8 protein-coding genes are annotated in these 13,102 nt (G+C 61.1%); all 8 read right to left on the reverse strand.

Going from position 1 to position 13,102, the window contains the following annotated elements:
- Positions 1 to 14 precede the first annotated feature (14 nt).
- On the reverse strand, positions 15 to 902 hold the full coding sequence (locus OHL11_RS00460; RefSeq protein ID WP_263369503.1) for an ABC transporter ATP-binding protein: 888 nt from the start codon (positions 900 to 902) through the stop codon (positions 15 to 17).
- A 126-nt stretch (positions 903 to 1,028) separates the two neighbouring features.
- The gene (locus OHL11_RS00465; protein ID WP_263369504.1) at positions 1,029 to 3,779 is read right to left on the reverse strand and encodes a glycosyl hydrolase 115 family protein; all 2,751 of its coding nucleotides are present in this window, start codon (positions 3,777 to 3,779) and stop codon (positions 1,029 to 1,031) included.
- Positions 3,780 to 3,888: 109 nt separating this feature from the next.
- The gene (locus OHL11_RS00470) at positions 3,889 to 5,259 is read right to left on the reverse strand and encodes a glycosyl hydrolase family 8 (RefSeq protein ID WP_263369505.1); all 1,371 of its coding nucleotides are present in this window, start codon (positions 5,257 to 5,259) and stop codon (positions 3,889 to 3,891) included.
- Positions 5,260 to 5,273: 14 nt separating this feature from the next.
- A complete protein-coding gene (gene xylA, locus OHL11_RS00475; protein WP_263369506.1) occupies positions 5,274 to 6,605 on the reverse strand; it encodes a xylose isomerase in 1,332 nt (443 codons plus the stop codon).
- Positions 6,606 to 6,692: 87 nt separating this feature from the next.
- Positions 6,693 to 9,392 carry a glycoside hydrolase family 3 C-terminal domain-containing protein gene (locus OHL11_RS00480; protein ID WP_263369507.1) on the reverse strand — a complete coding sequence of 900 codons (2,700 nt, stop codon included), beginning with the start codon at positions 9,390 to 9,392 and terminating at the stop codon, positions 6,693 to 6,695.
- 127 nt (positions 9,393 to 9,519) lie between these two features.
- On the reverse strand, positions 9,520 to 9,762 hold the full coding sequence (locus OHL11_RS00485) for a hypothetical protein (RefSeq protein ID WP_263369508.1): 243 nt from the start codon (positions 9,760 to 9,762) through the stop codon (positions 9,520 to 9,522).
- A gap of 47 nt (positions 9,763 to 9,809) precedes the next feature.
- Positions 9,810 to 11,543: a sodium:solute symporter family protein gene (locus OHL11_RS00490; RefSeq protein WP_263369509.1), complete on the reverse strand. Its 1,734-nt coding sequence runs from the start codon at positions 11,541 to 11,543 to the stop codon at positions 9,810 to 9,812.
- A 69-nt stretch (positions 11,544 to 11,612) separates the two neighbouring features.
- The gene (gene xylB / locus OHL11_RS00495; RefSeq protein ID WP_263369510.1) at positions 11,613 to 13,100 is read right to left on the reverse strand and encodes a xylulokinase; all 1,488 of its coding nucleotides are present in this window, start codon (positions 13,098 to 13,100) and stop codon (positions 11,613 to 11,615) included.
- Positions 13,101 to 13,102 lie beyond the last annotated feature (2 nt).

Genomic DNA, 13,102 nt, shown 5'->3' on the forward strand with positions numbered 1-13,102 from the left:
GTTTCTCCTTGCGCTTAGGCTTTGGCTGTTTGGTGACGCTTGAGGTTGAGGAAGTACACGTCTTCGAGATCGCCCGGCTCCTGCACGAAACCCTCGCCCGGAGCGGTCTCCGCGTACACGCGCACCTGGTGCGCGCCGCCGGCCATGTGCGTGGAGATCATGTCGAAGTTCTGCTCCACCTCGGCCATCTCCTCCTGGCTGTTCACCTGCTTGCAGTAGATGCGGCCTTCGATCGCGCTCAACGCTTCGTTCGGCGCGCCTTCGAGCAGCACGCGTCCGCCGGCGATGATCGCCATGCGCGGGCAAAGTTCCTTCACATCGCCCACGATGTGCGTGGATAGAATGACAACGGTGTCGCGGCCGATGGAGCTCAACAGATTGAGGAAGCGATTGCGCTCTGCCGGATCGAGGCCTGCGGTCGGCTCGTCCACTATGATCAAGCGCGGCTTGCCGAGCAGTGCCTGCGCGATGCCGAAGCGCTGCTTCATGCCGCCGGAGTACCCGCTGAGCGCTTTCTTACGAACGTCCCAGAGGTTCGTCTGCCGCAGCAGTGCTTCCACCTGGTCTTTGCGCTCGCCCGCGTTGGTGATGCCCTTCATCACCGCGAGGTGATTCAGCATGTCCACGGCGGACATCTTCGGGTACACACCGAACTCCTGCGGCAGATAGCCGAGCGTGCGTCGCACGGCGTCCTTGTTCTGCAGCACGTTGATGTCGTCCAGCCAGATGGCGCCCTGGTCGGGCTCCTGCAGTGTCGCAATCGTACGCATCAGCGTCGACTTACCTGCGCCGTTCGGCCCCAGCAGGCCGAACATGTTGTTGCCGATATTCAGGCTGAGGTTTTGCAGAGCCTTTACGCCGTTAGCGTAGGTCTTCGAAATCCCTTCAATGCGAAGCGACACAGATACCTCCAGATTTTGCAGACAGAGTCGTTGACGACCACCTTACCCGCTTCCACGTTGTGCGCCAATACAAATCGATACGCACATCCGTGGGGATAAGTTCCCTCTGCTTTCTGGAGGCCCGAATTACGGCTTCGCCACCGCGCTTTCTATCGGCCCGAGGTATTCGCCCGGTCGATGCTCGCCGTAGATCACAAAGCGCTCCAACACTACGCCAGCATCCACGCGGCAAACATGCATCGTATGCGCGCCTGCGGCCAATTCGCCCAGCGGCACGGAAACGCGCCGTACGCCATCACTTACTGCCTTGCGCCACTCCTCGTCGGTAAGCTTTGGCCACATATCCGCAGTGATTGCGGCGGCATGATCAAGACCCACCGTGAAGCGCAGGCCATGGTCCGGCTGGAACGGCAGCGTCGGCGCGAGGATCGTCTCCAGCGTGCGCGTACCTGCGCTCGTCAGTGTGAACTCATAGCTCACGCACGCCTGCTCGTTCAGCTTCTCCGTGCTCGGCGCGAGCACAGGAAAGCTCTCGATACCTGAACGCGTTTCGCCGAAGTCAGGCAGCACCTCCCAACGCACGCCGCTCGCTGCATCGTTTTCCATGAATTGCGCTGCGTCGATCGTCACGGCACCGGCGTCTTCCACGAAGCCACGTGTATGAGCAAGGTTGTTCGCGTTGAGCATCACCTTGGTCGCGTTATGCGTGCTGTCAGTGATCGTTACGCTTCCCTCGCTGCGGCCCTTCGGGGCCTTCGACCAATCGATACTCACCGCGATCGCCTCATCGCTGACCACGTCGCCGCTCATCTTGCTCAGCACGATCCACGGCGCAGAGGTGGTGGCCGTGAAGCTCACAGGCTTCGTGCCCATCAGGCCAAGATCGATTGTGCGTGTCTGCCGGTTCACAGAGTCAAACTCGGGGAGCGGCTTGTGCATGTACTTGCCCGCACCACCTTCGGGATACACACCCAACTGCGTCGTCTGTGGCACATCCACCTGCGAGACCGCAGGCATGATGTTGCGCGGTGGATCGAACCACGCATAATAACCAAGGTGCGTCTGGTCCATCATGTGGTTCCAACGACCATCGAGCAGACCGTTGTACTCTGCGCTGAGCTTCGCATCCTCTGCGAACAACGAACGCGTCACATCAGCCCAGTGGTTCGCGCTCGCGCGTCCCTGCTTCGCATACAGATGATTGCGTCCTGCGGCGAACATCATGTCGTTCACCACGGCCGAAGCCTTCACCGGGTAGTACGCCAGCTCGAAGTATGCCGCTTGATACTCCTGCGGCAACTGTGTGCGCACCGCATCGGCCTTCTTCACCAGCGCTGCCCACTCTGCCTGTACGCGATCCGCTTCATGGCCTTCGGTGAACGAGTACGTCTCGGGCTCCAGCAACTCCGGCGTGCGGCGGCGATTCAGCTTCGAGTAGCCGGAGATCAACTCGCCGATCTCTGCACCGTGCTCCGCACCGAACTCACGCGCTGACCAGGCATCGGTGTACTGCTGCAGATGGTCCTTGTCCCACAGCTTCGGATCGCGCGCCATCGTGAGGAAGAACTCGATGGGAAACTCCATCGGCTTCAAGTCGCCGACGTTCACAATCCATACGCGGTCCGCGCCATACTGCAGCGCGAGATGCATCTGCTCCCACACCTTCGTGATCGGCGTAACGTTGAGCCACTTATACGAGCGCGGATCGCCCACATAATCGAAGTGATAGTAGATGCCCGCGCCACCGGGACGCTTGCGCTCGGCCGCCGTAGGCAAACGGCGATTGTTGCCCCAGTTGTCATCACACCACAGCAGCGTCACATCATCGGGCACGCGCATGCCCTTCTCGTAGTACTCCTGCACCTCTTTGTAGAGCGCCCAGATCTGTGGGTTCTTCACCTTCGGGTCAGCCTTCTCGGCGATGATCTTGCGCTGGTCGGCAACGATGCCTTCGAGCAGCTTCGTGTTCGCGCTCGCACTCATCGCCATATCACCATCGCCGCGCATACCGATCGTGATCGTGCTCTCGTACTCCTTGTTGCGCGCGATGCCTTCGGTCCAGAACTTCGTCAGCACATCCTTGTTCGTCGTGTAATCCCACTCGCCGGTGCCATGCTTGTGCCACTCTTTCTGCGCGCGAATCATCGGCTCATGATGGCTCGTACCCATCACGATGCCATACTCATCAGCGAGCTTCGGGTTCAGCGGATCGTCTTCGTTGAACGCGTTGTCCCACATCGCGGGCCACAGATAATTCGCGCGTAAACGCAGCAACAACTCAAACACATGCGTATAAAACTTGCTGTTCTTGCCGCCGAACTTCTCCTGCGCCCAGTTCGTCAGCGCAGGCGCTTCGTCGTTGAGAAAAATGCCGCGATACTTCACCGCAGGCGTCGCCATCACGTGGCGGCCCGCTTTCACATACAGCGCATCGTGCGTCTTCACCGGCACATCCGCCCACCAGTACCAGGGCGAAACACCTATCTGCTCCGACAACGTGTAGAGGCCGAAGATCGTGCCTCGCTTGTCCGCGCCAGCGATCACCAACGCACGCTTCACGCCGGGCATCGGATTTTCGACGACCTCGGTCACACCCGCTTCCCACTGCCCTGCAACACCGGCCGTTGACAGCTTCCCGCTGCGAACGAGGTCGTCGATCAACGATGAGTGGCCCATGGTGCCCACGAGCACTGCATCCACATCGCTCGCCTGCGCGCTACGCGTTGGCAGCGCGCCCGTAACGCGCTGCACATCCTGCGCGAACTCGTCCGCTGCATGTTGCACGCCTGGCCAGTCATCGCTGCTCACGATGATCGGCGCGGCCTTGCCCTTCGCTTCCAGCGTGAAGCTTTTCGCTGTTTGGGCTGTGCGAATCAAACGCTCTTCGCCCAATGCATGCGCTCGAGGAGCAACGGAAAACACTGCCGCCACCATGAGCGGAAACGCGAATCGTCTGGAGAGAGAAAACACGGAGGCGACCTTTCGCTCAACGAGCAGAAGAAGTGTGAACCGGCGCCGCATTCGGCTGCCAGATGCGGAAGCGACCGCTCACGTGCAGCATACTCATCATGTACAGCATGCCGTCGTAGTAGCGGTCCGTTCCCGAAGGAACGGGTGTGTCCCAAAGCAGTTGCACGAAGGCTTTGCGCTGCACGGCATTCGTTGCCGCAAGCCCCGCAACGGCCGTGGTCGCAACGAGCCCCGGTGCATGGCCGTGCGACAGAGGCTTGCCATCGACTTCGTAGTGATCGGGAAATGTCTTCATGCCCTGCGAAGCAAAGAAGCCCTGAATGCGATCGCTCAACACGGGCGCATCTGGATTCGCCGCAAACCAGGCTTGGTCGACGGACCAGTTACTCGCCGTGCGCCATGCGTCGAAGCTGAATGTCGCCGAGTTCGGATTCCATTTCGTCGACTGCGGCGTGCCATCAAAGCTCGCATAGTCTGAGGCCAAGCCGGTCTTTGCGTTAGTTGCTTGCGTGAAGAACTTACGGCTCGTCTCCGCCGCGCGCGCCCAGAAAGCACGATCTCCCTTCGGCCCCCACTTCGACCACAGCTCATAAAAATGCGACAAGTGATAACTCGGATCCGTGAACGATCGCTGTGCCTCCGGCACGAACAGGATCATCGCGCGCTGCTCATCCACCATCGGACCTGCGGTGATGACATCATGCCGCACGTTGCCGTTCTTGTCGCGGTGCTCGAACAGCGGATCGTTCGGATGAATGCGAAACGGCCGCGTACGCGTGACGACCGGATGATGACGCATCGTATGCAGCAGTTCATCAGCCTGCTGCTGATAGTTGTAGATGCCCTTTCCGTTGCCCCAGCGATGCGCCGCGAAGTAGAGGCTCATCACGAAGTACTCTTCGCCGTCCGGGGCCGCACCGGTCGAGTTCGCTGTGCCATCGGTGTTCATCGACCACGCAAAGTAGCCCATCGAAGGGTTCTGCGGATCGGTGATGCGCATATAGGTGTTCGCCCAATTCCACAGCGCGTCGAACTCTTCCTTGCGGTTCATTTGCACGGCAATCATCATGCCGTAGCTCATGCCCTCGGTGCGCGCGTCGTGATGCGCCACGTCGGTGATGTACGCGAGCTTGCCGTTCGCATTGCTGCCGGTCTCGTAGTAGACAGCCTGTGTCTGCTTGTCGCCGTGGAAGAGCTGCTGGAAGGTGCTCTCAACGCGCGCGTCGATCTGCTTCTCGCTGTAGCCGGCTTCTGCGAGAAGGTTGCGATACTGCCCGGTCGCGTATGCGCCTTGCGTGGGTGCCTGCGCAGAAACTCGCTGCGCCGCCGCCGTCAACATCAACGGAAGCAACGCAGCGAGGGTGAGTCGAGTGAAGTGCTGCTTCATCACAGCAACGCTCCTTAGAGCTTGTCGGTGTAGATCGAACGAGCGAGCAGGTTCTCGATGCGCTCCTGCTTGCCCGAACGCGGCTGCGGGTTGATGGCGTCGGCTTCGGCCTTCGCAGCGATCTGCTCGAGCGACAGCTTGCCCGTGAACATCGCCTGCGCCTCCGGCGTCTTCCATCCAGCGTAACGCTCGTCGAGGATCGCGTCGTACGTCTTGCTCTCGATCAGCTTGGCTGCCGTGAGGAACGCGCGCGTGCAGAGGTCCACACCACCTACGTGTGCGTGGATGAGATCTTCCTCCGTGAAGCTCTGACGACGCACCTTCGCATCGAAGTTGCAACCGCCCAGACCGAGACCACCCGCCTTGATGACGTGATACATGCTCATCGTCATCGTCCACAGGTCGTTCGGGAACTGGTCGGTGTCCCAACCGAGCAGCGCGTCGCCGCGGTTGATGTCCAGCGAGCCGAGAATGCCGAGCGAGCCAGCCGTTGCGATCTCATGCTCAAAGCTGTGGCCCGCGAGCGTCGCGTGGTTGGCTTCGAGGTTGAGCTTCACTTCGTTCTCCAGGCCGAAACGCTTGAGGAAGCCGTAGCAGGTCGCTGCGTCGAAGTCGTACTGGTGCGAGGTCGGCTCCTTCGGCTTCGGCTCGAGCAGGATCTGGCCCTTGAAACCGATCTTGTGCTTGTAGTCCACGACGAGCGTGAGGAAGCGGCCCATCTGCTCGAGCTCCTGCTTCATGTCGGTGTTCAGCAGCGTCTCGTAGCCTTCACGACCGCCCCAGAGCACGTAGTTCGCGCCGCCAAGCTGCACGGTTGCGTCCATGCAATGCTTCACGGTGGCAGCGCACCATGCGAAGACTTCAGGGTCGGGGTTCGTCGAAGCACCGGCCATGAAGCGCGGATGCGAGAAGAGGTTCGCCGTACCCCAGAGTAGCTTCGTGCTGTAGCTCTGCTGCTTTTCGCCGAGGTAGTCGACGATGGTGTGGAAGTTCTTGAGTGTCTCTGCAAGCGTTGCGCCGCCCGGCGCGATGTCCGCATCGTGGAAGCAGTAGAACGGCAGATCGAGCACGCGGAAGAGTTCAAACGCTGCATCGGCCTTCACCTTTGCGAGCGCGATGGGGTCGCCAGCGCCGCTCCACGGACGGTTGATCGTCGGGCCACCGAACGGGTCGCTGCCGTTCATCGCGAGCGAGTGCCAGTAGGCCACGGCGAAACGCAAGTGCTCCTTGAGCGGCTTGCCCAGCACGACGCGGTCGGCGTCGTAGTACTGATACGCAAGCGGGTTGGTGCTGTCGGGGCCTTCAAACTTTACGGTTTCAAATTTGCTGAATACGGTGTCTGCCATGGGTTGTCTCCAAAGGGTTGATGTCGCGGGGAGGCGACGAAAACTCGTGTGCGGCAGCGCGTCGGCGCGTCGCAGGAAGAAATCTGTTTAGTGTTCGAGCGCCATCGAGCCCTCGATTTCAAACGTTGCGCTCTGCGCCTTCGTCTTCGCGTTCGCATCGTCCGGCTGCGAGCCGCCGATGCTCAGCTTGTACTCGCCAGGCTGCACGGAGATGCGTCCCGCGGCATCTACCTGCGAAAGCTGACGCGGATCAAGCGTGAAGGTCAGCGTCTTCTTCGCACCCGGCGCCAGCGAAACGCGCTGGAAGCCTTCGAGCGCGAGCTTCGGAGAGAGTCCGCCGTTGCTGCCCGCAGGCGGCATCAGGTAAAGCTCAGCCACTTCATCACCCGCGCGCTTGCCGGTGTTTGTCACTGTCACTTCCGCGGTCAGGGTGTTGCCTGCGGCAAGCTTCTTCGTCGAAAGCTTTACGGGCGAATAGGCGAACGTCGTGTAGCTGAGCCCGTAGCCGAAGCGATAGAGCGTCTCGCCTGTGAAGTAACGATAGGTGCGGTTCTTCATCGCATAGTCGCTGAAGCTCGGAAGCTCATCGACGCCGCGATAGAAGGTGATCGGCAAGCGGCCTGCCGGGTTGTTGATGCCCTTCAGCGTGTCGACGATCGCCGCGCCGCCGAACTCGCCGGGGTACCACGCATCGAGGATCGCGTTCGCGTGATCGTTCGCCCAGTTCACCGCAAGCGCTGAACCATTGAGCAGCACAACGATCATCGGCTTGCCCGTTGCGGCGAGCGCCTGTAGCAGCTTCTCCTGGCTTGCAGGCAGCTTGATGTCCGTGCGATCGCCACCGTCGAAGCCTTCAAGCTTCACCTTCAGCTCTTCACCCTCAAGATCAGGCGACAGGCCCATCATCGCGACGATCAAGTCCGACTGCTTGGCCTTCGTCACCGCGTCATCCTGCATCAGCGCGGGCTTAGGAACCCACTCGAAGCGGAGACCCGCGCCGTAGAGCGGCGCATCGTGCGTGTACTCGATCACCACCGCATGCGGCATCGTATCGGCAAAGTGCACATCGAAGCGCGGCGTCGTGGTCTCGCGATATTCAGGGTCGCGCACGTCGTAGCTATCGACCTGCTTGCCGTCGATCTTCACGGTGAAGTGCTCGTTGTCGTGGCACGGATAGCAATGCGCGAGGCGCATGTTGAACTCGTAGTCGCCTGCGCTTGGCGGCGTGATCACGCCGCTCCAACGCACCGCAAACTTCTGCGGCTTGAGCCCAGCCACCGGAGCAGCATAATTCCAGTCGAAGTCCACGATAGGATCGACGCGTGTGGTCACCGGTGACTTCGCGAAGCTCTTCGCAACATCGGTCTCGTCACCCGCGAAGTACTCGGCCTTCAGGCCTTCCACCTGCGAATCGGCTGAAGGATGCAGCACCGTGCTCGGCACGGTGAGCGGAGCGCCGTCCGCATACGACGACCCCTGAGAGTAGAGAATCTTCGACGCGGGAAACGCCTTGCGGAAGCTATCGACCGGAAGCTGCGGATCCTTCGGCACAGCGTTGTAGTTGCCTTCGAGCCCAGCAAGCGACGCGGCGTTCGGACCGATCACCGCGATCGTCTTATAGCGGCCCGGAGCCAACGGCAGAATGCCATCGTTCTTCAGCAGCACCATCGCTTCTTCGCTGGCCTTGCGTGCCATCGCGAGATGTGCGGGCGAGCGGTCTTCGCTGTAAGGGATGCGACCGTACGCGTAGCTCGAAGGTGCGTCGAACAAGCCTAGGCGAATGCGCGCGACGAACAAGCGCTCGATAGAGCGATCAATGTCAGCCTCGCTCACCAGGCCCTGCTTCACGGCCTGCGGCAGCGTCTTGTACGTGGTACCGCAGTTGGTGTCTGTGCCGACGAGGATGCCAGCCGCCGACGCATGCGCCGCGTCCTTGGAGTAGCGGTGCGCGGTCTTCTCGAAGAAGTCATCGACAGCGCCGCAGTCCGAGGTCACAAAACCCGTGAACTTCCAGTCATCGCGCAGGATCTTGCCGAGCAGTAGATCGCTCGCGCACGCAGGCTTGCCGTAGAGTGCGTTGTACGCGCACATGATCGAGTCAGCCTTGCCCTCCACAATCGCGGTGCGGAACTGCGGCAGATACGTGTCCCACAGATCATGCTGCGAAGGCTCTACGTTGAAGCGGTGGCGATCGTTCTCCGGGCCGCTATGCACGGCGAAGTGCTTCGGCGTTGCCACCGAGCGCGGATGCAGCGGGTCCGGCCCCTGCAGGCCGCGGATGAAGTTCAACCCAAGCTGGCCGGTGAGGAACGGGTCTTCGCCGTAGGTCTCTTGACCACGGCCCCAGCGCGGGTCACGGAAGATGTTGATGTTCGGCGACCAGATCGTAAGACCGAGGTAGATGCTGTGCACATTGTGCGCGACCGCATCGTTAAACTTCGCGCGCGCCTCTGTCGAGACGACCTCGCCGATCTTGCTCACCAGCGGCGCGTTCCACGTCGCGGCCATACCGATCGCCTGCGGGAACAGAGTCGCATAGCCCGAGCGCGCCATGCCGTGCAGGCCTTCGCTCCAATAGTCGTATGCCGGCACGCCGAGGCGCGGAATCGCTGGCGCAGTGTTCAGGCTCTGCTCCGCCTTTTCTTCAAGCGTCATGCGCGAGACAAGATCATGCGCACGCGCTTCGGGCGTGAGCTTCGTGTTGAGGTAGGGAGCCGCCGCCGGGGCCTGCGCCGCTGCCGTTGCGACCGACAGCGCGAACAATGCGGAACATACGAGGAGACGCATGGTCAGAAATCCTTGGAACTACCGCGATCCCTCGTCATTGCGAGCCAATCGCTTTACATGCAACAGTCGAAATATATCACTGGAGCGAAGCCCCTGCAGGCTTCGTCCGAGGATGTAGCGTGAAAAGTTAAGCGCGATTCTTGTCGCCCGACTTCGGACGGAAACGCGCCGTGTAGAAACCGCCGAACGCCGTCAGCAGCAGCCCCCACCAGAAGGTGGGATGGAGGTTGTTCAGCACAGTGGGGGCCTCGTGATGTCCAAACCACGCCCACGCGCCGTAGGGCAGCAATACAACTCCGTAAGCCAACGTCATGATGCCTACGAAAAACCAGATGCTCAGCGATTCACCGCGTCCAGTACCTTCACCCATGGTGTCGCTCCTTTCCTAATCCGTTACGAAATAATTTCGTGCAATCTCTAGAAGAACAGCAGGTTCAAGCCGACGAATACGACCGCCACAACACTCGCCCAGAAGATCGGCTTCTGCCAAAGCGTCGTTGCGCCATCGTCGGGGATCGCTGTTGCACCATAGACCAGACCTTCGAGCTCCGCGTCCGTCTTCGGCGTCGTCATGTAGCTGACGACAACGGTAACGAAGACGCAGATCAGCCAGCTCCACAGAGCACGGAAGAGGTTCTCCGCCATGGGCTGTGCGTCGGGCGAGAGCGCAATCTTCGCGAGCGCTGCTTTGCCGCCCTGGTGCACATAGATGAACATGCCGATGGAGCTGACCGTGCCTGCGAGCAGACCGTAGAAGCCGCCAGCCTTCGTCGCGCGCTTCCACAACATGCCGAGGATGACTGTGCCGAAGAGCGGCGCGATGAAGAAGCTGAACAACGCCTGCACGTAGTCCATGATCGACGACGCATGCGCGAGGATGTAGGCGCTGGCGATCGAGATCAACATGCCGACGACCGTCGACCAACGGCCCATGGCGACGTAGTGCTTATCGCTGGCCTTCTTGTTGATGTACGCGCCGTAGAGGTCATAGGTCCACACAGTGGAGAACGCCGAAACGTTGCCCGCCATGCCGCTCATAAAGCCTGCGACCAGCGCGGTGATGCCGAGACCCAACAGGCCAGGACCGCAGTAGCGAATGAGCATCAGCGGAAGCACTTCGTCATACGCATGCTGATGCGTGGCCGCAGCGATGTCGCCCGGGACCAGGTGCATCATGCTGCCGTCGGGGTTCTTCAGCACGGAGAGCGCGAGGATGCCCGGGACGATCACGATGAACGGCACAGCCATCTTGAACGCAGCACCGATGACCGGAGCCATCTTTGCGGCGCGCAGATTGTTCGCGCTGAGCACGCGCTGAACCACAAGGAAGTCGGTCGTCCAGTAGCCGAACGAAACCACCGCGCCGAGACCGAAGACGAGGCCGAACCAGTTCACACCCATGGGGTTTGACGCGAAGGTGCCGGTGTTCGCCCAGAGATGCGTGTAGCTTGTGTTGCCGACGTTCTGCGCGATCTGTGCCTTCAGGTTGTGCCAGCCACCAGCCTCGATCAAGCCGAGGATCGGGATCAACGCCGCGCCGGCCCAGATGAGGATGAACTGCAGCACCTCGTTGATGATGGCCGAGCGCAGACCGCCGAGCATCACGTAGATCGCGACAGTGACCGCGCCTACCCAGATGCTGAAGGTGATGTTCCAGCCAAGGATCGTCTTCATCACGACGGCCATGGCGTACATGTTCACGCCGGACATCAGAATCGTCATCAGGCCGAAGCTCGTCGCCGACAGCGCGCGGGCGCCCTCGCCAAAGCGAAGCTGCAGGTAGCCCGGCACCGAGTGCGTCTTCGAGATGTAATAGAACGGCATCATCACAATGCCAAGGAAGAGCATCGCGGGGATCGCGCCGATCCAGTACCAGTGCGTCGCCAGAATGCCGTACTGATACGCCGAGCCCGCCCAGCCCATGAGTTCCAGCGAGCCGAGGTTCGCCGAGACGAAGCTCAAACCCGCAATCCACGCGGACATTTCGCGTCCCGCGAGGAAGAACTCTTCACTGGTGTTGGTGGAACCCTTCACATAAAAACCAATGAAGATGACCACTGCGAAGTAGAGCAGCAGAATAGTGATGTCGAGCGCGGAGAGCGACGTCAGTTGAGTCGTAAGCGCGAACATGCTGAGAGCGGCTGGGTTCATGAGGTTTCAGTTTCCTGCGAAAGATGTCGATGTAATCGTTGCCATTCTTGTTGTGTCAGTACACGAAGGTCAAGTGGCTGAGTAGATTTGGGCGAACTGTTTGCGGAACGCGGCCCGGGCGGCGTCATAGCCGGCGCGCTTTTCCGCGCGCGGGGTGCACGTGGAAGCCGGGTTCACCCGCACCATCGTGACGGCGATATCTGCAAAGCTCTGCGGCTGGCCTTGCGTCGCGCTGTACGCCACTATCGCCTGAATCGCCGCGCCGAGGCAGCCGGACTCTTCTTCCTCGGGCACCTGAATCGTGGCGCCGCTGGCGTCGGCGAGCAGCTGACGCCATGCCCTGGAGCGAGCACCGCCGCCGATCACCTGAATCGTCTCCGCCTGGCGGCCCTCGAGCACGAGATCCAGCCCGCTGAGGATGCCGAAGCTCACACCTTCCACCGCGGCGCGAATCATATGGTCCGGTGTGAAGTTGGTAGACGAGATGCCATGCAGCGAGCCGCGTGCATCAGGAAGATCAGGCGTGCGCTCGCCGTTGAGGTACGGCAGGAAGACGAGGCCATCCGCGCCCGGCTCGGTTTTGTCGAGCGATGCATCAATGTCCGTGACATGCTTGCCGAGCAACTGCACCGTACCGGTCACAACGTTCGTCGCGTTCATCGTGCAGACCAGCGGCAGCCAACCGCCCGAACTCGAGCAGAACGGAGCGACGTTGCCGGTCGGGTCGTTCGCCGGATGCGTGCTGAAGCTGTAGACCGTGGACGACGTTCCGAGGCTCAGCGTCACTACGCCTTCGCGCACATTGCCCGTGCCGATGGCGCCCATCATGTTGTCGCCGCCGCCCGAAGACACCACGCACTCCGGCGAGAGACCAAGCTCCGCCGCAACCTCAGGGCGCAGCTTGCCGACGATGCCGTCGGAGTTTACCAGCTCCGGTAGAGCCGCAAAGAGCTGGCCCGTGCCGCCGTCGATGGCGTCAAGCACCTCGCGCGTCCACTCACGCTTGCGCACGTCGAAGAACGCCGTGCCCGACGCATCGCCAAACTCCGCACGAAGCTCACCAGTCAGCCAGAAATTCAAGTACTCATGCGGCAGCAGAATATGGCGCACGCGCGCAAAGTTCTCCGGTTCCTTCTCGGCAAGCCACAGCAGCTTAGAGACGGTGTAACCCGTGAGCGGCACGATGCCGAAGCGCGCAAAGAACGCGTCCTTGCCGCCAAGGCGCTCGATGATCGCGGAGTTCTGCGGCGCGGTCTCAGTGTCGTTCCACAGCTTCGCCGGGCGAATCACCTGCTTGTTCTCATCCAGCACGACCAGGCCGTGCTGCTGCCCGCTCACGCCCAGTGCCAGCACCGGCTCGGTCGTCGAAGCCGACTGCAGCGCATCGCGCACCGCGATCTTCAGCGCCGCCACCCACCACTCGGGCTGCTGTTCGCGTGCACCGTTCGAGCGCTCCACCAGCTCGTGCTTCGCATAGCCGCGACCAAGGCTTTCGCCCTTCTCATTTACCAGCAGCGCCTTCGTGCCCTGCGTTCCGCAATCAATTCCGAGATACATTT

It is taken from the genome of Granulicella cerasi, assembly GCF_025685575.1.
Classification (GTDB): domain Bacteria; phylum Acidobacteriota; class Terriglobia; order Terriglobales; family Acidobacteriaceae; genus Granulicella; species Granulicella cerasi.